General features: G+C 39.6%; 20 protein-coding genes, 19 tRNA genes, 2 rRNA genes and 4 riboswitches. Of the genes, 39 read left to right on the top strand and 2 right to left on the bottom strand.

The genetic code is table 11. The features are described 5' to 3' along the window. Positions 1 to 24 precede the first annotated feature (24 nt). The 23 genes from NSQ08_RS02190 to NSQ08_RS02300 all read left to right on the top strand — a co-directional run bounded on the left by NSQ08_RS02190 (position 25) and on the right by NSQ08_RS02300 (position 7,032). Positions 25 to 2,946 (top strand): 23S ribosomal RNA (locus NSQ08_RS02190). A 101-nt stretch (positions 2,947 to 3,047) separates the two neighbouring features. After that, positions 3,048 to 3,163, top strand: a 5S ribosomal RNA gene (gene rrf / locus NSQ08_RS02195). A gap of 5 nt (positions 3,164 to 3,168) precedes the next feature. Further along, positions 3,169 to 3,244: transfer RNA gene (locus tag NSQ08_RS02200), tRNA-Val, on the top strand. A 4-nt stretch (positions 3,245 to 3,248) separates the two neighbouring features. Further along, positions 3,249 to 3,324 (top strand) — tRNA-Thr (locus tag NSQ08_RS02205). Positions 3,325 to 3,337: 13 nt separating this feature from the next. Beyond that, positions 3,338 to 3,413: transfer RNA gene (locus NSQ08_RS02210), tRNA-Lys, on the top strand. A 14-nt stretch (positions 3,414 to 3,427) separates the two neighbouring features. After that, positions 3,428 to 3,508: transfer RNA gene (locus tag NSQ08_RS02215), tRNA-Leu, on the top strand. A 29-nt stretch (positions 3,509 to 3,537) separates the two neighbouring features. Beyond that, positions 3,538 to 3,612 (top strand) — tRNA-Gly (locus NSQ08_RS02220). Between the two features lie 16 nt (positions 3,613 to 3,628). Beyond that, positions 3,629 to 3,717, top strand: a tRNA-Leu gene (locus tag NSQ08_RS02225). A gap of 3 nt (positions 3,718 to 3,720) precedes the next feature. Continuing rightward, positions 3,721 to 3,794, top strand: a tRNA-Arg gene (locus NSQ08_RS02230). Between the two features lie 10 nt (positions 3,795 to 3,804). Then, positions 3,805 to 3,878, top strand: a tRNA-Pro gene (locus NSQ08_RS02235). Between the two features lie 15 nt (positions 3,879 to 3,893). Then, positions 3,894 to 3,966 (top strand) — tRNA-Ala (locus tag NSQ08_RS02240). A gap of 18 nt (positions 3,967 to 3,984) precedes the next feature. Next, positions 3,985 to 4,077 (top strand) — tRNA-Ser (locus NSQ08_RS02245). A gap of 61 nt (positions 4,078 to 4,138) precedes the next feature. Then, a tRNA-Ser gene (locus tag NSQ08_RS02250) sits at positions 4,139 to 4,231 on the top strand. Between the two features lie 24 nt (positions 4,232 to 4,255). Further along, positions 4,256 to 4,332 (top strand) — tRNA-Met (locus NSQ08_RS02255). A 2-nt stretch (positions 4,333 to 4,334) separates the two neighbouring features. Then, a tRNA-Asp gene (locus tag NSQ08_RS02260) sits at positions 4,335 to 4,410 on the top strand. A 9-nt stretch (positions 4,411 to 4,419) separates the two neighbouring features. Continuing rightward, positions 4,420 to 4,495 (top strand) — tRNA-Phe (locus NSQ08_RS02265). Between the two features lie 19 nt (positions 4,496 to 4,514). Beyond that, positions 4,515 to 4,590, top strand: a tRNA-Thr gene (locus tag NSQ08_RS02270). Between the two features lie 3 nt (positions 4,591 to 4,593). Beyond that, a tRNA-Trp gene (locus NSQ08_RS02275) sits at positions 4,594 to 4,664 on the top strand. 10 nt (positions 4,665 to 4,674) lie between these two features. After that, positions 4,675 to 4,751 (top strand) — tRNA-Ile (locus tag NSQ08_RS02280). 7 nt (positions 4,752 to 4,758) lie between these two features. Beyond that, positions 4,759 to 4,833 (top strand) — tRNA-Asn (locus tag NSQ08_RS02285). A 1-nt stretch (position 4,834) separates the two neighbouring features. Then, positions 4,835 to 4,906: transfer RNA gene (locus NSQ08_RS02290), tRNA-Glu, on the top strand. 131 nt (positions 4,907 to 5,037) lie between these two features. Next, on the top strand, positions 5,038 to 5,457 hold the full coding sequence (locus NSQ08_RS02295) for a CBS domain-containing protein (RefSeq protein WP_002010634.1): 420 nt from the start codon (positions 5,038 to 5,040) through the stop codon (positions 5,455 to 5,457). Between the two features lie 423 nt (positions 5,458 to 5,880). Further along, complete coding sequence (locus tag NSQ08_RS02300; RefSeq protein ID WP_012260335.1) at positions 5,881 to 7,032, top strand: DUF3965 domain-containing protein; 1,152 nt, start codon at positions 5,881 to 5,883, stop codon at positions 7,030 to 7,032. A 242-nt stretch (positions 7,033 to 7,274) separates the two neighbouring features. Here NSQ08_RS02300 and NSQ08_RS02305 read toward each other — a convergent pair whose 3' ends face one another. Then, positions 7,275 to 7,607: a hypothetical protein gene (locus NSQ08_RS02305; protein ID WP_002010638.1), complete on the bottom strand. Its 333-nt coding sequence runs from the start codon at positions 7,605 to 7,607 to the stop codon at positions 7,275 to 7,277. Positions 7,608 to 7,612: 5 nt separating this feature from the next. Beyond that, entirely contained in the window at positions 7,613 to 8,773 is a 1,161-nt protein-coding gene (locus tag NSQ08_RS02310; RefSeq protein WP_340771023.1) for an SH3 domain-containing protein, read from the bottom strand. 259 nt (positions 8,774 to 9,032) lie between these two features. Continuing rightward, positions 9,033 to 9,145, top strand: a riboswitch (TPP riboswitch). A gap of 60 nt (positions 9,146 to 9,205) precedes the next feature. Next, positions 9,206 to 9,309, top strand: a riboswitch (TPP riboswitch). Positions 9,310 to 9,398: 89 nt separating this feature from the next. On the opposite strand from NSQ08_RS02310, the gene tenA reads away from it, so the two are divergent. The 16 genes from tenA (at position 9,399) to kdpB (ending at position 22,598) form a co-directional block, all read left to right on the top strand. Beyond that, positions 9,399 to 10,091 carry a thiaminase II gene (gene tenA, locus NSQ08_RS02315; protein WP_340771027.1) on the top strand — a complete coding sequence of 231 codons (693 nt, stop codon included), beginning with the start codon at positions 9,399 to 9,401 and terminating at the stop codon, positions 10,089 to 10,091. Continuing rightward, a complete protein-coding gene (locus tag NSQ08_RS02320) occupies positions 10,063 to 10,815 on the top strand; it encodes an ABC transporter ATP-binding protein (protein ID WP_340771031.1) in 753 nt (250 codons plus the stop codon). The genes tenA and NSQ08_RS02320 overlap by 29 nt, the downstream gene beginning before the upstream one ends. Beyond that, positions 10,815 to 11,567, top strand: coding sequence for an ABC transporter permease (locus tag NSQ08_RS02325; protein WP_340780029.1), 753 nt, complete (start codon positions 10,815 to 10,817; stop codon positions 11,565 to 11,567). The genes NSQ08_RS02320 and NSQ08_RS02325 overlap by 1 nt, the downstream gene beginning before the upstream one ends. Beyond that, entirely contained in the window at positions 11,564 to 12,565 is a 1,002-nt protein-coding gene (locus NSQ08_RS02330; protein WP_088033998.1) for an ABC transporter substrate-binding protein, read from the top strand. The genes NSQ08_RS02325 and NSQ08_RS02330 overlap by 4 nt, the downstream gene beginning before the upstream one ends. A 10-nt stretch (positions 12,566 to 12,575) precedes the next feature. Further along, the gene (gene tenI / locus NSQ08_RS02335) at positions 12,576 to 13,196 is read left to right on the top strand and encodes a thiazole tautomerase TenI (RefSeq protein ID WP_098167918.1); all 621 of its coding nucleotides are present in this window, start codon (positions 12,576 to 12,578) and stop codon (positions 13,194 to 13,196) included. After that, positions 13,189 to 14,298, top strand: a complete 1,110-nt coding sequence (gene thiO / locus NSQ08_RS02340; protein ID WP_002140430.1) for a glycine oxidase ThiO — start codon at positions 13,189 to 13,191, stop codon at positions 14,296 to 14,298. The genes tenI and thiO overlap by 8 nt, the downstream gene beginning before the upstream one ends. Before the next feature lie 15 nt (positions 14,299 to 14,313). Continuing rightward, positions 14,314 to 14,517: a sulfur carrier protein ThiS gene (thiS, locus tag NSQ08_RS02345; protein ID WP_001049509.1), complete on the top strand. Its 204-nt coding sequence runs from the start codon at positions 14,314 to 14,316 to the stop codon at positions 14,515 to 14,517. A gap of 2 nt (positions 14,518 to 14,519) precedes the next feature. Continuing rightward, positions 14,520 to 15,290 (top strand): thiazole synthase, encoded by a 771-nt coding sequence (gene thiG, locus NSQ08_RS02350; RefSeq protein ID WP_002087526.1) that lies wholly within the window; start codon positions 14,520 to 14,522, stop codon positions 15,288 to 15,290. After that, positions 15,283 to 16,302 carry a thiazole biosynthesis adenylyltransferase ThiF gene (locus NSQ08_RS02355; protein ID WP_113710149.1) on the top strand — a complete coding sequence of 340 codons (1,020 nt, stop codon included), beginning with the start codon at positions 15,283 to 15,285 and terminating at the stop codon, positions 16,300 to 16,302. The genes thiG and NSQ08_RS02355 overlap by 8 nt, the downstream gene beginning before the upstream one ends. A 15-nt stretch (positions 16,303 to 16,317) precedes the next feature. Then, a complete protein-coding gene (gene thiD / locus NSQ08_RS02360; RefSeq protein WP_340771050.1) occupies positions 16,318 to 17,130 on the top strand; it encodes a bifunctional hydroxymethylpyrimidine kinase/phosphomethylpyrimidine kinase in 813 nt (270 codons plus the stop codon). Between the two features lie 118 nt (positions 17,131 to 17,248). Beyond that, positions 17,249 to 17,396, top strand: a riboswitch (cyclic di-AMP (ydaO/yuaA leader). Between the two features lie 93 nt (positions 17,397 to 17,489). Further along, positions 17,490 to 17,876 (top strand): hypothetical protein, encoded by a 387-nt coding sequence (locus NSQ08_RS02365; protein ID WP_340771053.1) that lies wholly within the window; start codon positions 17,490 to 17,492, stop codon positions 17,874 to 17,876. Between the two features lie 16 nt (positions 17,877 to 17,892). Continuing rightward, on the top strand, positions 17,893 to 18,123 hold the full coding sequence (locus tag NSQ08_RS02370) for a hypothetical protein (protein WP_016101779.1): 231 nt from the start codon (positions 17,893 to 17,895) through the stop codon (positions 18,121 to 18,123). A 262-nt stretch (positions 18,124 to 18,385) separates the two neighbouring features. Further along, a riboswitch (cyclic di-AMP (ydaO/yuaA leader) is annotated at positions 18,386 to 18,531 on the top strand. 94 nt (positions 18,532 to 18,625) lie between these two features. Next, positions 18,626 to 18,730, top strand: coding sequence for a SipW-dependent-type signal peptide-containing protein (locus NSQ08_RS02375; protein ID WP_000887888.1), 105 nt, complete (start codon positions 18,626 to 18,628; stop codon positions 18,728 to 18,730). Beyond that, positions 18,730 to 18,807 (top strand): K(+)-transporting ATPase subunit F, encoded by a 78-nt coding sequence (gene kdpF, locus NSQ08_RS02380; protein ID WP_223153441.1) that lies wholly within the window; start codon positions 18,730 to 18,732, stop codon positions 18,805 to 18,807. Before NSQ08_RS02375 ends, kdpF begins: the two co-directional genes overlap by 1 nt. A 19-nt stretch (positions 18,808 to 18,826) precedes the next feature. After that, positions 18,827 to 20,494: a potassium-transporting ATPase subunit KdpA gene (gene kdpA, locus NSQ08_RS02385; protein WP_340771056.1), complete on the top strand. Its 1,668-nt coding sequence runs from the start codon at positions 18,827 to 18,829 to the stop codon at positions 20,492 to 20,494. 13 nt (positions 20,495 to 20,507) lie between these two features. Then, the gene (kdpB, locus tag NSQ08_RS02390; RefSeq protein WP_002140441.1) at positions 20,508 to 22,598 is read left to right on the top strand and encodes a potassium-transporting ATPase subunit KdpB; all 2,091 of its coding nucleotides are present in this window, start codon (positions 20,508 to 20,510) and stop codon (positions 22,596 to 22,598) included. The last annotated feature ends 1 nt before the right edge of the window (position 22,599 follow it).

Below are 22,599 nucleotides of genomic sequence, written 5' to 3' on the forward strand. Positions count from 1 at the left end.
CTCATATTTTTTTAATTTTAGTTTGGTTAAGTTAGAAAGGGCGCACGGTGGATGCCTTGACACTAGGAGTCGATGAAGGACGGGACTAACGCCGATATGCTTCGGGGAGCTGTAAGTAAGCTTTGATCCGAAGATTTCCGAATGGGGAAACCCACTATACGTAATGGTATGGTATCCTTACCTGAATACATAGGGTATGGAAGACAGACCCAGGGAACTGAAACATCTAAGTACCTGGAGGAAGAGAAAGCAAATGCGATTTCCTGAGTAGCGGCGAGCGAAACGGAATCTAGCCCAAACCAAGAGGCTTGCCTCTTGGGGTTGTAGGACATTCTATACGGAGTTACAAAGGAACGAGGTAGACGAAGCGACCTGGAAAGGTCCGTCACAGAGGGTAATAACCCCGTAGTCGAAACTTCGTTCTCTCTTGAATGTATCCTGAGTACGGCGGAACACGTGAAATTCCGTCGGAATCTGGGAGGACCATCTCCCAAGGCTAAATACTCCCTAGTGATCGATAGTGAACCAGTACCGTGAGGGAAAGGTGAAAAGCACCCCGGAAGGGGAGTGAAAGAGATCCTGAAACCGTGTGCCTACAAATAGTCAGAGCCCGTTAATGGGTGATGGCGTGCCTTTTGTAGAATGAACCGGCGAGTTACGATCCCGTGCGAGGTTAAGCTGAAGAGGCGGAGCCGCAGCGAAAGCGAGTCTGAATAGGGCGTTTAGTACGTGGTCGTAGACCCGAAACCAGGTGATCTACCCATGTCCAGGGTGAAGTTCAGGTAACACTGAATGGAGGCCCGAACCCACGCACGTTGAAAAGTGCGGGGATGAGGTGTGGGTAGCGGAGAAATTCCAATCGAACCTGGAGATAGCTGGTTCTCCCCGAAATAGCTTTAGGGCTAGCCTTAAGTGTAAGAGTCTTGGAGGTAGAGCACTGATTGAACTAGGGGTCCTCATCGGATTACCGAATTCAGTCAAACTCCGAATGCCAATGACTTATCCTTAGGAGTCAGACTGCGAGTGATAAGATCCGTAGTCAAGAGGGAAACAGCCCAGATCGCCAGCTAAGGTCCCAAAGTGTGTATTAAGTGGAAAAGGATGTGGAGTTGCTTAGACAACTAGGATGTTGGCTCAGAAGCAGCCACCATTTAAAGAGTGCGTAATAGCTCACTAGTCGAGTGACTCTGCGCCGAAAATGTACCGGGGCTAAATACACCACCGAAGCTGCGAATTGATACCAATGGTATCAGTGGTAGGGGAGCGTTCTAAGTGCAGTGAAGTCAGACCGGAAGGACTGGTGGAGCGCTTAGAAGTGAGAATGCCGGTATGAGTAGCGAAAGACGGGTGAGAATCCCGTCCACCGAATGCCTAAGGTTTCCTGAGGAAGGCTCGTCCGCTCAGGGTTAGTCAGGACCTAAGCCGAGGCCGACAGGCGTAGGCGATGGACAACAGGTTGATATTCCTGTACCACCTCTTTATCGTTTGAGCAATGGAGGGACGCAGAAGGATAGAAGAAGCGTGCGATTGGTTGTGCACGTCCAAGCAGTTAGGCTGATAAGTAGGCAAATCCGCTTATCGTGAAGGCTGAGCTGTGATGGGGAAGCTCCTTATGGAGCGAAGTCTTTGATTCCCCGCTGCCAAGAAAAGCTTCTAGCGAGATAAAAGGTGCCTGTACCGCAAACCGACACAGGTAGGCGAGGAGAGAATCCTAAGGTGTGCGAGAGAACTCTGGTTAAGGAACTCGGCAAAATGACCCCGTAACTTCGGGAGAAGGGGTGCTTTCTTAACGGAAAGCCGCAGTGAATAGGCCCAAGCGACTGTTTAGCAAAAACACAGGTCTCTGCGAAGCCGTAAGGCGAAGTATAGGGGCTGACACCTGCCCGGTGCTGGAAGGTTAAGGAGAGGGGTTAGCGTAAGCGAAGCTCTGAACTGAAGCCCCAGTAAACGGCGGCCGTAACTATAACGGTCCTAAGGTAGCGAAATTCCTTGTCGGGTAAGTTCCGACCCGCACGAAAGGTGTAACGATTTGGGCACTGTCTCAACCAGAGACTCGGTGAAATTATAGTACCTGTGAAGATGCAGGTTACCCGCGACAGGACGGAAAGACCCCGTGGAGCTTTACTGTAGCCTGATATTGAATTTTGGTACAGTTTGTACAGGATAGGCGGGAGCCATTGAAACCGGAGCGCTAGCTTCGGTGGAGGCGCTGGTGGGATACCGCCCTGACTGTATTGAAATTCTAACCTACGGGTCTTATCGACCCGGGAGACAGTGTCAGGTGGGCAGTTTGACTGGGGCGGTCGCCTCCTAAAGTGTAACGGAGGCGCCCAAAGGTTCCCTCAGAATGGTTGGAAATCATTCGTAGAGTGCAAAGGCATAAGGGAGCTTGACTGCGAGACCTACAAGTCGAGCAGGGACGAAAGTCGGGCTTAGTGATCCGGTGGTTCCGCATGGAAGGGCCATCGCTCAACGGATAAAAGCTACCCCGGGGATAACAGGCTTATCTCCCCCAAGAGTCCACATCGACGGGGAGGTTTGGCACCTCGATGTCGGCTCATCGCATCCTGGGGCTGTAGTCGGTCCCAAGGGTTGGGCTGTTCGCCCATTAAAGCGGTACGCGAGCTGGGTTCAGAACGTCGTGAGACAGTTCGGTCCCTATCCGTCGTGGGCGCAGGAAATTTGAGAGGAGCTGTCCTTAGTACGAGAGGACCGGGATGGACGCACCGCTGGTGTACCAGTTGTTCTGCCAAGGGCATAGCTGGGTAGCTATGTGCGGAAGGGATAAGTGCTGAAAGCATCTAAGCATGAAGCCCCCCTCAAGATGAGATTTCCCATAGCGTAAGCTAGTAAGATCCCTGAAAGATGATCAGGTTGATAGGTTCGAGGTGGAAGCATGGTGACATGTGGAGCTGACGAATACTAATAGATCGAGGACTTAACCATATAATATGAAGCACTGTTATCTAGTTTTGAAAGAATATAAAAAACTTATTGACTTTTAAAAGTAAATAAGTTATAATAATTCTTGTCTTAAATGAATACAGTCTGGTAATGATGGCAGAGAGGCCACACCCGTTCCCATACCGAACACGGAAGTTAAGCTCTCTAGCGCCGATGGTAGTTGGGACCTTGTCCCTGTGAGAGTAGGACGTTGCCAGGCAATTCGGAGGATTAGCTCAGCTGGGAGAGCACCTGCCTTACAAGCAGGGGGTCGGCGGTTCGATCCCGTCATCCTCCACCATTTAGCCGACTTAGCTCAATTGGTAGAGCAACTGACTTGTAATCAGTAGGTTGGGGGTTCAAGTCCTCTAGTCGGCACCAGTTTTTATTGCAAGAGCCATTAGCTCAGTTGGTAGAGCATCTGACTTTTAATCAGAGGGTCGAAGGTTCGAATCCTTCATGGCTCACCATTTTAATGAAATATGCGGGTGTGGCGGAATTGGCAGACGCACTAGACTTAGGATCTAGCGCCTTTGGCGTGGGGGTTCGACTCCCTTCACCCGCACTTTTAATAAAATAACTCAAACATGTCTTGCGGAAGTAGTTCAGTGGTAGAATACAACCTTGCCAAGGTTGGGGTCGCGGGTTCGAATCCCGTCTTCCGCTCCAATTTTCAGTATGACATGCCGGGGTGGCGGAACAGGCAGACGCACAGGACTTAAAATCCTGCGGTGGGTGACCACCGTGCGGGTTCGACCCCCGCCCTCGGCACCATATGCGCCCGTAGCTCAATTGGATAGAGCGTTTGACTACGGATCAAGAGGTTAGGGGTTCGACTCCTCTCGGGCGCGCTTTTATTAACGGGAAGTGGCTCAGCTTGGTAGAGCACCTGGTTTGGGACCAGGGGGTCGCAGGTTCAAATCCTGTCTTCCCGATTTTCCCAAAAACATGGGGCCTTAGCTCAGCTGGGAGAGCGCCTGCCTTGCACGCAGGAGGTCAGCGGTTCGATCCCGCTAGGCTCCACTTTATTTTTTATATGTCGGAGGTATACCCAAGTTCGGCTGAAGGGATCGGTCTTGAAAACCGACAGGCGGCGAGAGTCGCGCGGGGGTTCGAATCCCTCTACCTCCTCCATTTTTTTTAAAAGTGGTTTAGTTACATATAAAAATGAATAAGATATTAATTTTTCCTTCATGGAGGTATACCCAAGTTCGGCTGAAGGGATCGGTCTTGAAAACCGACAGGCGGCGAGAGTCGCGCGGGGGTTCGAATCCCTCTACCTCCTCCATTTATTTTTAAAACATAATATCGTCGCGGGGTGGAGCAGTACGGTAGCTCGTCGGGCTCATAATCCGAAGGTCGCAGGTTCAAATCCTGTCCCCGCAACCAATGGTCCCGTGGTGTAGTGGTTAACATGCCTGCCTGTCACGCAGGAGATCGCCGGTTCGACCCCGGTCGGGACCGCCATTTTATGTTGGCTCGGTAGCTCAGTCGGTAGAGCAGAGGACTGAAAATCCTCGTGTCGGCGGTTCGATTCCGTCCCGAGCCACCATTTTTTTGTTTTTTTTTATGCCGGCTTAGCTCAATTGGTAGAGCAACTGACTTGTAATCAGTAGGTTGGGGGTTCAAGTCCTCTAGCCGGCACCATTTAGGGGCATAGTTTAAAGGTAGAACTGAGGTCTCCAAAACCTCCAGTGTGGGTTCAATTCCTACTGCCCCTGTAAAGTATATGGGCCTATAGCTCAGCTGGTTAGAGCGCACGCCTGATAAGCGTGAGGTCGATGGTTCGAGTCCATTTAGGCCCACCATATATATTCCGCAGTAGCTCAGTGGTAGAGCTATCGGCTGTTAACCGATCGGTCGTAGGTTCGAGTCCTACCTGCGGAGCCATGGCCCGTTGGTCAAGTGGTTAAGACACCGCCCTTTCACGGCGGTAACACGGGTTCGAATCCCGTACGGGTCATAAAAAAAGAGTCAGCATATTGCTGACTCTTTTTTATTATGTATAAGCCTCTTTTTATCACCTTATTTTCCTGAAATAAATAAAGGGATTTAGGAAAAGCTATGGTATGTATTAAAAGGAGGAGATGAAAAATGACGCAAGTTAGAGAACTTATGAGTACTCATATCGTACATTGTACACCATTAGACAATGTATATGAGGCAGCTGTAAAAATGAAGGAAGAATCGGTTGGATTGATTCCTGTTATTGAAAATAAACAAGTTGTTGGGCTTGTTACTGATCGAGACTTAGTTGTTCGTGGGATTGCTGAAAAACATCCTGGATCTAATCAAATTACAAATGTAATGACAACAAACATTGTTTCAGTTTCTCCAGACGATTCTATTGAAAAAGCTACAGAATTAATGGCACAATATCAAATTAGACGGTTACCGGTTGTTGAGAGCGGTCAACTTGTTGGGATGCTAGCACTAGGTGATTTAGCTATAAGAAAATCAGCAGATGATCAAGCAGGGTTTGCTTTAAGTGAAATCTCAGAGCATATGGAATAAATTATGTATAAAGATCAGATACATTATTCTAGTATATACGGATTAAACTAATATGTTAGCGTGATGTATCTGAGACATTATATAATAAGTATAGAGTCAATATTTTTGACAGTTTTTTTAAATTTGTCATTCCTAATTTTTAATAAGAGAAAAAATGATATACTGAGAGATATAAGTGTTATTATAGATTTTGAATATAACAATATTCGTTGTTAATGATGTAATAATGAATTAATATTTCCTACGTAGATAAAGTGAAACTTTAATTATTGGGGGGTGTCCATCCCCCAATAATTATTAGTTGAACCAATCGGGCTTTTAGGGGCAGTTTTATCTCCCACCTAACTTCCTCGCATTCGCAGAATTTTGAGGTGGGAGTCTTACTGCCCGCAAATAGCGGGATAAAAAGGGAAGGGGAATTATATGAGGGCTGTACAGGGCGATCCAAATTGGAATTTGGTTACAGATACATATATAGAACCAAATAATTTCGCTGAGTTATTTTCTTTGCTTGTACCTTGTCATCCAAAAGGTGAAAGGAAAGAGCGAACTATATTAGTATGGAAAGAAAAAGAATTTTATAAAGAAGAAAATTTAGCGGCATTTATCGTATATGGCATGAATAAAGTAAAGAATTTACCGCAGTTTCATAAAGATGAAATTCCAACTCTAGTACGTATTCTTCGTTTATGTCAAGAGATTGGTTGGTATGAAGAGGCAAATGCTTTTATGATAACCCAAGGGCTAGATGAATTTGTCCGAACTTCATTGGAGTATGAAACATGGGATCTTTTGACGAAAGCAGTTGCTTTAAACTATTTAATTATTAAATATCGTATTGGTGAATTAACAGCTGAGGATGTAGAAATTTGGGAGCGAGTTAAATTTAGTGAGAAATGTATAACAGATTGCAAACATCTATTATCTCATAAAGAAGTATTGGAATTTACATTCTTTTATATGTGTAAGCGAGCTAAAACACTGTCAAAAGAGCAATTAAATAGTGATATGATGAGTCTGGCAATGTATTGTAATACTTTTGTATATGATTTATATACACATGACTTATTACGAAAGTATCGTAAGTGTACAGACTTCCTATCATATTATGGACCTAGTCAAGCAGTTTTAGCTTGTCAAAGAGCTGTACTTTCACAAATTTCCGATCGATTAGACCCTTTAAAGACAACTCATGTAGATGATTATTTATATGTGATGAAAGAAATGATGGAGCATATGACGATAGGGGTAATGGATCGGTATGGTCATTTTATTGGAAAGCTACTATCATATGTACCATTTTTCGAAATGATCCAAGTTCCACAGCATGCATATTATTGTGAAGAATTACTGTATATTTGTAAGGGAATTGAATACAAAGAAGAAATACTACGCAATTATATATTTATACAATTACATGATTGTTTACCATCATTCTTTAAACTATTTCTTAAAAATAAGCGTTATGCAACGATTCATGATATTCTTTTCTATTGGTGCGACGATGAACAAAGAATGAGCTTAGAGAAAAAATATAATCTTAGTTTCATTTATGAAAAATATGCTTGTGGATAAACCATATTTTACATATTAAAAATTAATATAAATTAAAAAGGATCTCAAGTTTATGTGAGATCCTTTTTTTTGTTAGTAAAGTAAGGAGAAAGTAACTAAGATAAGAAATAACATTCCATAAAGGAGAAATTGTGCAGTATAACTTCCTTGTATACCAAAAAAAGTATTCATTTTTTCATATAAATTCAATATATATTTCATTGGATTATCTTTGAAAGATTGGTACACAGTGTCTCCTCTTTCTAAGCTTCTTGTTCATGTTTTTGGTTATTAGGAACATGAACGTATCTAGCTATGAATAATAAAACACCTATAAAGAATACAGGAAGTACGGTAGATAAATAAAAACCATTACTAATTATATTTGTTATAAGAGCACTTAAAAGAAAAATTACATTATAAATATGGGCAATTTTTTGTTTTAACCGCATTTGTAATGCTTCCATAATGATTTCTAAAGCAACAAAAGCAATAATAATAGATAAAAATACAGTGTTCGTATTATAAATGATTAAACAACAGATTAAACCTAAAAAGGCCAGGTATTCAATAAAGAGAGGTATATTGCGTGGCATATAATTTACCTAACTAAATATGGCAGTGGGTTTACTGCATTTGTTTTTTCAAAATTCCATTCCCCATTATGTAATTCAAAATGGAGATGTTGCCCGTATGAATGACCTGTGTTTCCCATATGACCTACTAATTGTCCAGTTTGTACTTGATCACCAGCTTGTACAGTGCGATCCTTCATATGAGCATAAACTGTTGTATATAATTTCCCATTTATTTGATGGGCGATGAACACGACATTGCCGTAGCTAGCCGAATAATAAGATTTCACAACCTTACCTGCAGCAGCAGCTTGAATAGAGACATTTCCTTGTGCTGCTATATCTATACCATAATGCATTTGCTCCCAGCGCATATCAAAAGTGGAGCTGATTTTCCCTTGAGTAGGGAATTTGAAAACTGCTGGAATTGATGCAGGTTGAGCTGTTTTAGCTTGTGCTTGATTTTGATTTTGCACTACATAGTGTTTTGCTACATATCCGTATCCTGTGCCAAAACGAATTTTATACCAAGTACCTACCGTTTCTACTACTTGTACTTGTGTACCATTTTGTAATGAGCCAAGTAGAGTGCCACTTGTGCTAGCATTGCTACGTACATTTAATTTTGGTGTTGCAACAGTATAAGAAGGAGAACCTTGTACTGTTACACCTTTTACTAGAGGTGTGGATCCATTAGATACAAATGTTTTTTGTACGTAACCAATTTGACCGTTATGTAATATTTTGTACCAATCTCCTTGTTCACCTTGAATGGTAATGAATTGACCATTTGGTAATATATCTAGAATAGAAGACTCTGTATTAGGTTCAGAACGAACGTTTAATGCGTTTGCATTTACGATATATTGAGACTTTGGTTGAACATTTTTTTTGAATTGAATTGCATCTTTTTTCATATAGCCTGTTTTGTTGTTAACAGATACTTTATACCAATCTTGAACTGTTTCAAGAATAGTAACCGGGCTATTAAATCGAATGGTATCAACTATTGCACTGTCTGTATGGCTATTTTGATGTAGTGCAACGTTGTCAATTTTTACATATCCAGTTTTTACTGTAGATGGTTGCTTAGCAGCCGCTGTTTGTATATCGGATTCTCCCATAGAAGGAAGTAAAGAAGCAATTGCGATAGTAGTTGCTGTTAAAGCTGTGGCTTTCATATTCATGTAATAAAGACCTCCTCTAGTTGTATAGTTGTAATTTTATTATAGTATAAAGATATAATATATTGGTCGTATTCACATAAATGTAATATGAAATCAATAAAAATAATGTCAGAAGAGAGATTCGTATATAAATATTGTATATATCATTTGTGAGGTCGCATTTATATTTGTTTAACACGTTAAGATTTAATTCGCAATTAAGAAAATTAAAACAGTTGATGATGTCTTATGGCGATGTTATACTGACAGTGATAATTTTATAGTTTGCTAGGAGGGCTGGTGTTGCCAGCTGAGAGTAGGGCCGTAAGCCTTTGATCCTTTTTATTACCTGATCTAGATTATGCTAGCGTAGGGAAGCAATTCGGACATTAACAATGAGTCCCCGTTTCTTTGCGTATAGAAACGGGGCTTTTTTATTTGAAAATTTCATATTAACACCACTAGGGGTGCTTTTCGTGCTGAGAGAGGAATAATCCTTAACCCTTACAACACCTGATCTAGATAATACTAGCGAAGGGAAGTGGAACAACGAATAAATTATAATTTTATTTGCTGTAACCACTTCTTATATACAGAAGTGGTTTTTTTATTGAGATAAATAGATATATAGGAAGGGGAATTATTAATGAAATTTTGTGAAAGATTATTTGATACGGTGCAGCCTGTTTGGGAGAAAAGTCATAATCATCCGTTTGTAGTAGGTATGGGGGATGGTACGTTGGAAAAAGACAAATTCCAGTACTATATTATTCAAGATTATTTATATTTGTTAGAGTATGCAAAGCTATATGCAATTGGGGTTGTAAAGGCAACGAATCCACAAGTTATGGCAAAATTTGCAGAGCAAATTGATGGGATTTTAAATGGAGAAATGACGATTCATAAACAGTATGCAAAAAGACTTGGCATTTCTGTACAAGAGATGGAATCTGCAAAACCATCTGCTAAAAATTTAGCATATACAAATTACATGATGTCTGTATCTCAAAATGGCACAATTGCTGAATTAATATCAGCTTTACTTCCATGTATGTGGAGTTATTGGGAGATTGGAAAGCGTTTAAATGATATTCCTGGAGCAAGAGATCATGAGTTCTTTGGAGAGTGGATTCAAGGATATAGTTCTGAAGAATACGGTAACCTTTGTATTTGGTTAATAGATTTATTAAATGAAATGGCAGTTGGAAAGTCAGAGAAAGAGCTAGACCGATTAGAGGAGATTTTCTTATATTCCAGCCGATTTGAATATTTATTCTGGGATATGGCTTATCGTAAGGAGATGTGGGGTTTTGAGGAGCAAGAACATACTACAGTTTAATAATGTTTCCTTTCATTATGATGAAAAACCAATCATCAATGAATTAAATGCTTCTATACAAGATAAAGAGTTTGTAAGTATTATCGGACCGAGTGGATGCGGGAAAAGTACTTTATTTCGCCTTATTACAGGCTTAGAAGAGGCAAGTACTGGACAGATAGAGCTGACAGAAACAAAGAAGAGTCATTCTGTAGGGTATATGCCCCAAAAAGATATGCTCTTGCCGTGGAGGACGATTATTGAGAATGCGGCTCTGCCGCTAGAGTGCCAAGGTGTGCAGAAGAAAGAAGCGCAAGTAAAAGCGAAAGAACTGTTACATAAATTTGGTTTACAAGGGTACGAGAAAAAATATCCGAAAGATTTATCTGGTGGTATGAGGCAACGCGTATCTTTTATCCGAACTTTATTAACAGGAGGGGAGATATTATTGTTAGATGAACCGTTTAGCGCATTGGACGCTTTAACGAAGGCATCTTTGCAAGAATGGTTGTTTGAACAATGGAAAGAGTGGGAAAAAACAATTTTATTTATCACTCATGATGTTGAAGAAGCATTGTTTCTTTCTAATCGAATTTTGGTTGTAGAAAATCAACCGATAGCAACTTTAACTGAGCGAATTGTGCCGCTTGATCGTAACCGAACAAGAAAAGATTTATATAAGCCTGAAGTGTTAGCGCTTAAAGAAGAGCTCCTTAGTATGTTACAAAGGCAGGTACTCGTATGATGAATCGCTTGAAGGAGTTATTACCTGCCCTTATATTAAGTGGAATTTTACTTGCTCTGTGGGAAGTAGGAGCAAGAATTGTAGATGAGATGTACATTTTGCCATCACCTTCTGCAATTGTAATGAAGATATGGGCGCTGAAAGATATATTATTTACGGTTCATTTACCTGCAACGTTATACGTCGTTTTAATAGGCGTTGTTATTTCTATCGTACTGGGCGTAGGGCTAGCAATGTTAATGAATGCGAGTACGTGGATGGAAAGAGCATTTTATCCGTTATTAGTTGCTTCACAAACAATCCCGATTACTGCGCTTGCGCCGCTCTTCGTTTTATGGTTTGGATATACCATCTGGAGTAAGGTTGTTGTTACCGTTTTAATTACGTTTTTCCCAATTGCGGTCAATACGTATGATGGACTGCGCAGTACGAAAAAAGAATGGGAGGAGCTATTAGTTACATATGGTGCAACGAAAAAAGATGTTTTTTTAAAGCTAAAGTTGCCATCTGCTCTTCCTTACTTTTTTTCAGCGTTAAAAATTGCGGTACCACTTAGCGTTATTGGGGCAGCGATTGGTGAATGGCTCGGTGCACAAGCTGGGCTTGGATATTTCAGTAAAAGAATGATGACGCAGTTAGACGGAGCTGGTGTATTTGCACCAATTGTATTGTTATCATTATTAGCTATTTTCTTCGTCATACTTATTTCTATATTGGAAAATAAATTTATTAGTTGGAGGAAACATTCATGAAATTATTAAAACGCATCTTTGTGTTTACATTATTAGTTGCAATGATTGCAGGATGTTCGAGTAACTCGGCATCAGATAAGAATAAATCAGAAAAAGAAATAACAGTAATGCTTGATTGGTACCCGAATGCGGTACATAGCTTTATTTATACGGCAATTGAAAAAGGATACTTTAAAGAAGAAGGAGTCAAGGTGAATATTAAATTCCCTTCTAATCCGACTGATCCATTAACGCTAGCGGCAGCAGGGAAAGTGACAGTTGGTTTGTATTATCAACCAGATGTTGTCATGGCAAAAGCAAATGAACAAATTCCAGTGAAATCAATTGGAGCTGTCGTACGTTCACCGTTAAATCATGTTGTATCACTGAAGTCAGCAGGCATTCAATCGCCAAAAGATTTAGAGGGGAAAACAGTTGGATATTCTGGAACACCTTTAAGTGAGATGTATTTAAAAACGATGGTAAAAGAAGCTGGTGGTAATCCAGATACAGTGAAAGTAGTCGATGTTGGCTTTGATTTAGTACCAGCATTAATTACGAAAAAAGTGGATGCGGTAACAGGGGCATACATTAACCATGAAGTACCTGTTATGCGTCATGAAGGTCATGAACCAGCATACTTTAATCCAGCAGATTATGGTGTACCAAACTATCATGAGCTTGTGTTTGTAACGGGTGATAAAACGTTGAAAAAAGATAAAGAAGCATTGCAAGCCTTTTTACGTGGGGCACAAAAAGGGTATGACTTTATGAAGAAAAACCCCGATGAAGCATTAAATATTTTATTAGATCATCAAGAAAAAGAAAACTTCCCACTTGTACCAGAAGTTGAAAAAGAAAGTATGAAAATTTTATTAGAGAAGATGGAAACGAAAGATGAGCCATTCTTATCGGATTCAAAAGAGTCATGGGAGAAACAAAATAAATGGTTGAAAGACAAAGGAATGACGAAAGAAATCGTTCCAGCCGATGAATTATTTGAAAACATTTTAAAGTAGGCGAATGAATATGAAAAATGAGCTCCATGTAATCTCAAATGGCCATATGCCATTCGAAGAGTTAGTGAATGTAGCGATGCAAATTGAGAGTGAGATCGATTATTTGCATATTCGTGAGCGTGAAAAAAGTACGAAGGAATTGTATGAAGGTGTGGAAAGTCTTTTGGGGAAAGGCTTTCCAGCATCGAAGATAGTGATAAATGATCGAATTGATATTGCTATTCTATTAAATATTCCGCGTGTTCAGCTAGGATATCGAAGCGCAGATGTAAGGTTAGTAAAAGAAAAGTTTTCTTATTTGCATGTCGGTTATTCAGTACATTCGTTAGATGAAGCGATAGTAGCATTTAAAAATGGAGCAGATTCACTCGTTTATGGTCATGTATTTCCGACAGATTGTAAAAAAGGTGTGCCAGCGAGAGGATTAGAAGAAATTGCTCATATGGCAAGTTGTTTATCCATACCAATAACTGCAATTGGTGGGATTACCCATGAAAATACAGGTGATGTTCTTGCAAATGGTGTAAGTGGCATTGCTGTTATGTCCGGGATTATAAGCAGTAGTAATCCGTATAGCAAGGCGAAATCTTATAAGGAATCAATAAGAAAGTGGGCGGAAAAACATGTGTAAGAAGTATGATGTAGCGATTATTGGCGGAGGTGTAATTGGTAGTTCAGTTGCACACTTTCTAGCAGAAAGAGGGCATAAAGTAGCGATTGTAGAGAAGCAAAGAATCGCATCTGAAGCTTCGAAAGCAGCTGCTGGTTTGCTCGGTGTTCAGGCAGAATGGGATGCATATGATCCGTTGTTTGAGCTTGCTAGAGAAAGCCGTGCTATATTTCCACAACTTGCAGCAGTTTTACGTGAAAAAACAGGCATCGATATTGGGTATGAAGAAAAGGGCATTTATCGCATCGCTCAAAATGAAGATGAGAAGAAAAGAATTCTTCATATTATGGATTGGCAGCAGAAAACAGGTGAAGATTCCCGATTTCTAACGGGGGACCATTTACGGGAAAAAGAGCCGTTTCTTTCCGAGTCAATTATAGGGGCGGTATATTATCCGAAAGATGGTCAAGTTATTGCACCAGAGCTTACGAAAGCATTCGCACATTCTGCAGCAATTTCCGGTGCTGATATATATGAACAAACAGAAGTGTTTGATATTCGTATTGAAAATAATAAAGTGACTGGAATTGTTACGAGTGAAGGTGTAATCACATGTGAAAAAGTCGTTATCGCTGGAGGCTCATGGAGTACGAAATTACTACATTATTTCCATAGTGACTGGGGCACGTATCCTGTGAAGGGTGAAGTTGTTGCAGTAAGAAGCAAGAAACCGCTCTTGAAAGCCCCTATTTTCCAAGAACGTTTTTATATTACACCGAAACGTGGTGGCCGTTACGTAATTGGGGCAACAATGAAGCCTCATACGTTTAATAAGTCTGTACAACCAGAAAGTATTACTTCCATATTAGAGCGTGCCTACACAATATTGCCTGCTTTAAAAGAAGCAGAATGGGAAAGTACGTGGGCTGGGTTAAGACCGCAGTCTAATCATGAAGCTCCTTATATGGGAGAGCATGAAGAAATAAAAGGTTTATATGCTTGTACGGGCCATTATCGAAACGGCATTTTATTAAGTCCTGTTTCTGGTCAGTATATGGCTGATTTAATAGAAGGAAAGCAGGAGAATCACTTGCTAGATTCATTGCTTTCTAAAACGGTTTAGAAAGGGGATGGAAGTTTGAATTTAAAAATTAATGGTAACCAAATTGAAGTACCAGAGAGTGTGAAAACAGTAGCTGGGCTACTTACACATTTAGAGTTAGATAACAGAATTGTTGTAGTAGAACGTAATAAAGATATTTTACAAAAAGATGATCATAACGATACATCTGTTTTTGATGGGGACCAAATTGAGATTGTAACTTTCGTAGGAGGCGGTTGATTATGTTAAACATTGGACAATTTTCATTTCATTCTAGACTTTTATTAGGAACAGGGAAATTCCCTGATTTTGATGTGCAGCAAAAGGCAATTGATGTTTCTGAGGCTGAGATTTTAACATTCGCAGTACGTCGTATGGATATATTTGATGCGAAGCAGCCTAATTTATTAGAGAAACTTGATGTGAAAAAATATACGTTATTACCGAATACAGCAGGAGCAAAAAATGCTGAAGAAGCTGTTCGTATTGCAAAATTAGCAAAAGCTTCTGGACTTTGTGACATGATAAAAGTAGAAGTTATTGGTGATGATAGAACGTTATTACCTGATCCAGTAGAAACGTTAAAGGCATCTGAAATGTTACTAGAAGAAGGATTTATCGTTCTACCATACACATCTGATGATGTTGTATTAGCTCGTAAATTACAAGAACTTGGTGTACACGCGATTATGCCAGGAGCATCACCGATTGGTTCAGGGCTTGGTATTGTAAATCCATTAAATTTAAGTTTCATTATTGAACAAGCGACAGTACCAGTTATCGTTGACGCAGGTATTGGTAGCCCAGCTGATGCGGCATTTGCGATGGAATTAGGAGCGGATGGTGTGTTATTGAATACTGCAGTATCTGGAGCGAACGATCCTATTAAAATGGCATACGCAATGAAATTAAGTATTGAGGCAGGACGATTAGGGTTTGAAGCAGGTCGTATTGCACGTAAACGTTGTGCAACAGCAAGTAGTCCTTTAGAAGGAATGAGCGTAGTTGAATAATCGATATTCTCGCCAAGAACTATTTTCTCCAATTGGGGAAGAAGGGCAACAAAAGCTAGGAGAAAAGCATGTACTTATTATCGGTGCAGGTGCATTAGGTAGTGCAAATGCAGAGATGTTTGTAAGAGCAGGCGTTGGTCAAGTAACAATTGTTGACCGTGATTATGTCGATTGGAGTAATTTGCAAAGACAACAATTGTATGCAGAGAGTGATGTAGAGAATAATCTTCCGAAGGCTGTAGCGGCAAAAAAACGTCTAGAAGAGGTTAATAGTGAAGTAAGAGTAGAAGCTCTCGTTCAGGATGTAACGGCTGAAGAGTTAGAAGAACTCGTTACAAATGTTGATGTAATCATCGATGCGACTGACAATTTCGAAACACGTTTCATTGTGAATGATATATCGCAAAAATATTCTATTCCATGGGTTTACGGGGCATGTGTAGGGAGTTACGGTCTTTCTTATACTATTCTTCCAGGAAAAACGCCATGTTTATCTTGTTTATTACAATCGATTCCACTTGGCGGAGCGACATGTGATACGGCGGGTATTATATCACCTGCTGTATCTCTTGTCGTTTCTCATCAAGTAACGGAAACGCTTAAACTGTTAGTAGAAGATTATGACTCGCTTCGAGATGGGCTTGTGTCATTTGATGTATGGAAAAATGAGTATTCATGTATGAATGTGCAAAAGCTTCGTAAACATAATTGTCTATCGTGTGGTGAGCAAGCATTATATCCGTATTTAAATAAGGAAAATACTTCAAAGACAGCGGTGTTATGCGGGAGAAATACAGTTCAAATTAGACCACCTCATAAAGAGAAAATGGATTTTGAACAATATAAAAGATTGCTGAATGATCGTGTGACTGATTTGAATGTAAATCCATATTTATTATCCTTTTCTGTTGGAGAAAAGAGATTAGTTGCCTTCAAAGATGGTCGTGTACTTGTGCATGGAACGAAAGATATAAGTGAAGCGAAAACAATTTATCATCGCTATTTTGGATAGAAAAGGATGAGTGAGATGAAAGTAAATAAAGCTTTAACGATTGCAGGATCTGATAGCGGAGGCGGCGCTGGAATTCAAGCAGATTTAAAAACTTTCCAAGAGCTTGGTGTGTATGGAATGACGGCTATTACAGCAATTACTGCTCAAAATACGCTTGGCGTTCAAGGGGTATATCCTGTTTCTTTAGAAGGGATTACGGAGCAGCTGAATTCAATTGGTACGGATTTAACGCCAGATGCTGTGAAACTGGGAATGTTATTTAGTAGTGAAATTATTCAAATTGTGGCAGAGCATATTAAGAAATTTGGCTGGAATAATATTGTGCTAGATCCTGTTATGATTGCTAAAGGCGGTGCGTCATTATTACAACTAGAAGCAGTACAAGCGTTAAAAGAATATTTATTGCCAGTAGCAACTGTTGTCACACCGAATGTTCCTGAAGCAGAAGTGTTAACTGGAATGGAGATTCATAATGTAGAAGATAGTAAGGAAGCTGCAAAAGTATTGCATGAATTAGGGGCTAAATATGTGCTTATGAAGGGCGGACATGCAGAATATCAAGGTAATGAAGTAATTGATTTACTCTTTGATGGTGAGCAGTTTATTGAATTTAGAAGTGAACGAATTCCTTCGAAGCAAACGCACGGAAGTGGGTGTACATTTGCTTCAGCGGTTACAGCAGGACTTGCGAAAGGCTACTTGATGGAAGAGGCAGTTCAAGAAGCAAAACGATTTATTAGTATAGCGATTGAAGAGCCATTGAATATTGGAAGTGGTCATGGGCCGACGAATCATTTTGCATATAAATTGAATAAGACGCATGTATAAAGATACGAGAAGCCAGTTTGTTAACTGGCTTTTTTTGTGTTTACTTTTTCCAAATTCAGGAGTAATATATCAGCCAGAATCTGTTTTTCATTCCGTATTATATGGGGGAAATAGATTATTTTGTAATACGCTGAATTCAAATTTATGGAGCGGAGGAACCAATTTGTGCGTCGTCACTAGGGGTGAATCTTTCAATGTTGAAAGTAGGGCTACTCTCAAAGTCCGAATCCGACAGCTAACTTCGTAAGCGTCTTGAGAGAGGACGGTGCCATGATGGATACATCACTTCATCGGTCTGATTAGTATAGGAGAATATCAATATATGTTTGAGTTCTTTTATGCTAAGGAGGATGAGGTACATGGAACTAACACTTATTTGTGTTGGAGAAAAAAACAAGGTAAAGAGTTTAAGAGAGCTAGTAGCATTTCAGCATGAGTTAATTATTTTTACAGCAAATGAAGAGATTGCAGATCAAGTTAGAAATTGTGGATTTGATTGGACTTATAGCTGTACTAAGGAGCAGGATTTTACTAGTATTTGCGAGCATATTAAGAAGGTGATTTTACTAGGAGATGAGCTTCCGATAGTTAGTTTCTTCACAGAACGCATTCGTTTTTCTTTTCAAGCGCCTATTACTGTTGTTACAAAGAATAAACGCTATCCGGCCAGGCTCTATGAAACAATTGGAGCTAAATTTGTAGTGTTTACGAACTGTGATAATATTTCTTTTTTATTTTTTGAATAAGGTGGGGGAAATGAAGATGAAAGTGTTGTTACTAGGAGATATAGCGAATCGTTGGGCGATATCGGTAGAGAGAGTTCACGAATTGGTAGTGCTCGATCCTCTTTTTCCAGGTCCATATATTATATTACCATCAAAAGATGTTTTGTATTTAGAGGCGGATATTACCGAATATGAGCAGTTACATGCGGAATTATCACAAGTTTATATTCGAGGGAGAAATTTGCGTGCTTTTTTGCGTGGAGAATAAAGGTTGAATGAAAAAAGAGCGAATGCTGAGTGCAACAAGCTATGCACTTCATGTAATTCGCTCTTTTTATTTCGTATTTAAAAGATCATTTCTGTGAAAAAGAAAGGAAAGACGAGAAAACAGATGAAAAAATATTAATAACAACTAATGTAAACGCTTAAATAGATGGATATTTTCTTATTTTCAGTAATTTACCCCTTTACAAGTTAAATTTAGAGGAGTATATTTACTCTCATAAATCATTCGTGAAATTTCCAAAAAAAACCTAAAATCGCTGAGTTCCAGAAATGGAGCGGGGGAACCAATTTTGTGCATTGTCACTTGGGGTGAATCTTTCAATTTTGAAAGTAGGGCTACTCTTTAGGCCCGAATCCGACAGCTAACCTCGTAAGCGTTTAGAGAGGAGGTTTACTTTGTGTTGTTCGTTTCGAACACTAAGTAGAGCTTAGTGTTCTTTTTTTGATAACTAGATGGTAAATTTTAACAAAAGTGAGGGGTAGTTATGTTAGATGTTGTAATGATCGGTATTTTTGTTGGGTTAGTCGCATCGATGGCAAGTCTTGCAAGTTGGTCAGATAAAGTTGTGAAAGAAGGGAAGCAATCATGATGATTGTCTTATCGGTTATTGTTGCAGCGATTACGGTGTACTTAGTGTACGCATTATTAAATCCAGAAAAGTTTTAATTAGGGGGAATCATTCATTATGATTTGGGTTGCAGTCGTTATTACAATGCTCTTGTTTATTCTAGTAGCAAAGCCAACGGGGATTTATTTAGAAAAAGCTTTTCAAGGTAGCAAAAGGCTAGATAAAGTATTCGGGCCTTTTGAAAAACTTATTTTTAAAATTACGGGTGTAAAAGAATACAATCAAACGTGGAAACAGTACGCATTATCACTCGTTTTACTCAACGGATTTATGATTGTTGTTGTATATTTCATTTTCAGATTACAAGGTGTGCTGCCGCTAAATCCAGCGCATATCGAGGGAATGGAGCCTACGCTTGCTTTTAATACAGCAATTAGTTTTATGGCTGATACAAATTTACAGCATTATAGCGGTGAAAATGGTTTGTCTTATTTATCACAATTAATCGGGATTACATTTTTAATGTTTGCAGCACCAGCAACGACGTTAGCGCTCGTTATGGCATTTATAAGAGGACTCGCTGGAAAAGAACTTGGTAACTTTTTCGTTGATTTTACGAGAGCTTTAACGAGAGTATTTCTTCCTATTGCGTTTGTTGCAGCGCTAATCTTTGTCGCACTTGGTGTACCACAAACGTTAGACGGGGCAGTTACAGCACAAACAATCGATGGGGCAAAGCAAAGTATATTACGTGGGCCTGTTGCATCATTCGTGTCCATTAAGGAACTCGGAAATAACGGCGGTGGATTTTTCGGAGCAAACTCTACACATCCTTTCGAAAATCCAGGGCAAATGAGTAATATTTTGCAAATGATGCTTATGATGTTATTGCCAACAGCACTTCCATTTACGTACGGACGAATGGTAGGAAATAAAAAACAAGGTCGTATCCTTTTCGTTTCACTATTCATGGTATTTTTACTAGGATTTATAACGATTACTACATCTGAATTACATGGGAATCCAGCGTTAAATGGAATGGGTATCGAACATGTACAAGGAAGTACAGAAGGAAAAGAAGTCCGATTTGGAACAGTATTTTCTTCCCTTTATGCGACAGTAACGACAGCTGCGGAAACGGGGGCCGTTAATACGATGCATGATACGTTAACACCAGTTGGTGGTCTAGTTCCACTCGTAAATATGATGTTAAATACAGTATACGGCGGTGTTGGAGCAGGTTTTGTGAACATTATTATGTATGCAATTATTGCAGTCTTTATATCTGGTTTAATGGTTGGACGGACACCGGAGTTTTTAGGTAAGAAAATTGAAGGTAAGGAAATGAAATTGATTGCGGTAACGATTTTATTTCATCCATTGCTTATTTTAGGGTTTTCAGCATTAGCTCTTTCAACAAGCTTAGGAACGGATGCAATTTCTCATTCAGGTTTCCACGGTTTAACGCAAGTTGTATATGAGTACACATCGTCAGCTGCGAATAACGGATCTGGATTTGAAGGTTTAGCAGACAATACACCGTTTTGGAATATTACGACTGGTTTAGTTATGTTTTTAGGACGCTATTTCAGTTTAATTACGATGCTAGCTGTTGCAGCTTCACTGAAAGAGAAGACGGTAGTACCAGAAACAGTCGGGACATTCCGTACGGATAATGGTTTATTTGGAGGGATCTTTATCGGAACAATTGTAATTGTTGGTGCGTTAACATTCTTCCCGATGTTAGTACTTGGCCCAATTGCAGAATTTCTTACATTGAAGTAATGGAGGGTAAATGATGAGACCGGTAGTAGTAAAAGAAAAAAGAGTAAATGAATCACAAATACATGCTGTAGAAGATGAGGTTAGACAAGCAAAAACGATGGATCGTGATATCGTGACACATGCAATGAAACAATCCTTTGCGAAATTGAATCCGAAAGTAATGATAAAGAATCCGATTATGTTCGTTGTGGAAATTGGATTTATCATTACGTTAATTTTATCCTTTCTTCCAAGTAGTTCTAGTAGTGTACCAGGGTGGTTTAATATAACAGTTTCTCTCATTCTATTATTTACAGTTTTATTTGCTAACTTTGCAGAAGCTTTAGCTGAAGGGCGTGGTAAAGCGCAAGCCGATTCTTTAAAACAATCGAAGAAAGATGTGTTTGCAAATGTTGTAAAAGAAAATGGAGATATTGTTCAAGTTTCAGCAACTGATCTGAGAAAAGGTGACGTTGTTATTGTAAAACAAGGAGAAATGATTCCAAATGATGGTGAAGTGATTAAAGGTTTAGCGTCTGTCGATGAATCTGCAATTACAGGGGAATCAGCTCCTGTAATAAAAGAGGCGGGTGGCGATTTTTGTTCAGTGACAGGCGGTACGATGGTCGTAAGTGATGAGATTACGATTGTAATTACGAGTAATCCTGGCGAATCATTTATTGATAAAATGATTTCTTTAGTAGAAGGAGCTGCGCGTCAAAAAACGCCGAATGAAATTGCCTTAAATACAGTATTAACGAGTTTAACTCTAATTTTCTTAATCGTCGTTGTGACGTTGCCGATTTTTACAAACTATTTAGGGTTTCAAATTGATACAGCTGTACTTGTAGCATTGTTAGTTTGTTTAATTCCAACGACAATTGGTGGGTTATTATCAGCAATTGGTATTGCTGGGATGGACCGCGTAACAAAGTTTAATGTATTAGCGATGTCAGGGAAAGCAGTAGAAGCTGCGGGTGATATTAATACAATTATTTTAGATAAAACAGGTACGATTACTTTCGGGAACCGGATGGCACATACACTGCTACCAGTAGGAAATGAAACGATTGAGCAAGTAGGAAAATGGGCTGCGATTAGCTCAGTTTTAGATGAAACACCAGAAGGTCGATCTGTTATAGAATATGTACAAACGAAATCTATATCATATAATAGAGAAATTGCAGAACAAGGTGAATTTGTTCCATTTAAAGCAGAAACAAGAATGAGCGGTGTTGATTTACAGGATGGAACGAAAGTGAGAAAAGGTGCTGTCGGTGCCGTGATTGAATGGGTTCAATCACAAGGCGGAACGATTCCGAAAGATGTGAATCAAAAAGCAGATTTAATTTCAAAAGAAGGCGGAACACCACTTTTAGTTGCAGTGGATGATCGTATTTACGGTTTAATTTATTTAAAGGATACAGTAAAACCTGGTATGCGTGAGCGTTTTGAACAATTGCGCCAAATGGGGATTAAAACGGTTATGTGTACAGGGGATAACCCATTAACAGCAGCAACAATTGCAAAAGAAGCAGGGGTAGATGAATTCGTTGCTGAGTGTAAACCAGAAGATAAAATTGCAGTTATTAAAGCAGAGCAAGATAAAGGGAAACTTGTAGCGATGACAGGTGATGGTACAAATGATGCTCCGGCATTAGCACAGGCTGACGTTGGATTAGCAATGAATAGTGGGACGACAGCTGCGAAAGAAGCAGCAAATATGATTGATTTAGATTCGAATCCAACGAAAATTATTGAGGTTGTAGGAATCGGTAAGCAATTGTTAATGACACGTGGTGCGTTAACGACGTTTAGTATTGCGAACGATATTGCAAAATACTTTGCAATCATTCCAGCAATGTTTACACTTGCGATTCCGCAAATGGAAGCATTAAACATTATGAAATTAACATCACCGCTTTCAGCAATCTTATCAGCATTAATATTTAATGCAGTTATTATTCCACTACTAATTCCGTTAGCGATGAAAGGTATTGCATATAAACCGATGAGTTCTAATGCATTGCTTAGCCGAAACTTACTCATTTATGGGCTTGGTGGAGTTATCGTTCCATTCATTGGAATTAAAGTAATTGATATGATTGTCGGCTTGTTCATATAAG

The organism is Bacillus sp. FSL E2-8887, assembly GCF_038007205.1.
Classification (GTDB): Bacteria; Bacillota; Bacilli; order Bacillales; family Bacillaceae_G; genus Bacillus_A; species Bacillus_A mycoides.

Excerpts from the sequence above, each read along its gene's own strand:
- NSQ08_RS02295 (WP_002010634.1), top strand. The coding sequence starts at position 5,038 with ATGACGCAAGTTAGAGAACTTATGAGTACTCATATCGTACATTGTACA.
- NSQ08_RS02300 (WP_012260335.1), top strand. The coding sequence starts at position 5,881 with ATGAGGGCTGTACAGGGCGATCCAAATTGGAATTTGGTTACAGATACA.
- NSQ08_RS02305 (WP_002010638.1), bottom strand. The coding sequence starts at position 7,607 with ATGCCACGCAATATACCTCTCTTTATTGAATACCTGGCCTTTTTAGGT.
- NSQ08_RS02310 (WP_340771023.1), bottom strand. The coding sequence starts at position 8,773 with ATGAATATGAAAGCCACAGCTTTAACAGCAACTACTATCGCAATTGCT.
- tenA (WP_340771027.1), top strand. The coding sequence starts at position 9,399 with ATGAAATTTTGTGAAAGATTATTTGATACGGTGCAGCCTGTTTGGGAG.
- NSQ08_RS02325 (WP_340780029.1), top strand. The coding sequence starts at position 10,815 with ATGAATCGCTTGAAGGAGTTATTACCTGCCCTTATATTAAGTGGAATT.
- NSQ08_RS02330 (WP_088033998.1), top strand. The coding sequence starts at position 11,564 with ATGAAATTATTAAAACGCATCTTTGTGTTTACATTATTAGTTGCAATG.
- tenI (WP_098167918.1), top strand. The coding sequence starts at position 12,576 with ATGAAAAATGAGCTCCATGTAATCTCAAATGGCCATATGCCATTCGAA.
- thiO (WP_002140430.1), top strand. The coding sequence starts at position 13,189 with ATGTGTAAGAAGTATGATGTAGCGATTATTGGCGGAGGTGTAATTGGT.
- thiG (WP_002087526.1), top strand. The coding sequence starts at position 14,520 with ATGTTAAACATTGGACAATTTTCATTTCATTCTAGACTTTTATTAGGA.
- thiD (WP_340771050.1), top strand. The coding sequence starts at position 16,318 with ATGAAAGTAAATAAAGCTTTAACGATTGCAGGATCTGATAGCGGAGGC.
- NSQ08_RS02365 (WP_340771053.1), top strand. The coding sequence starts at position 17,490 with ATGGAACTAACACTTATTTGTGTTGGAGAAAAAAACAAGGTAAAGAGT.
- NSQ08_RS02370 (WP_016101779.1), top strand. The coding sequence starts at position 17,893 with ATGAAAGTGTTGTTACTAGGAGATATAGCGAATCGTTGGGCGATATCG.
- NSQ08_RS02375 (WP_000887888.1), top strand. The coding sequence starts at position 18,626 with ATGTTAGATGTTGTAATGATCGGTATTTTTGTTGGGTTAGTCGCATCG.
- kdpF (WP_223153441.1), top strand. The coding sequence starts at position 18,730 with ATGATTGTCTTATCGGTTATTGTTGCAGCGATTACGGTGTACTTAGTG.
- kdpA (WP_340771056.1), top strand. The coding sequence starts at position 18,827 with ATGATTTGGGTTGCAGTCGTTATTACAATGCTCTTGTTTATTCTAGTA.
- kdpB (WP_002140441.1), top strand. The coding sequence starts at position 20,508 with ATGAGACCGGTAGTAGTAAAAGAAAAAAGAGTAAATGAATCACAAATA.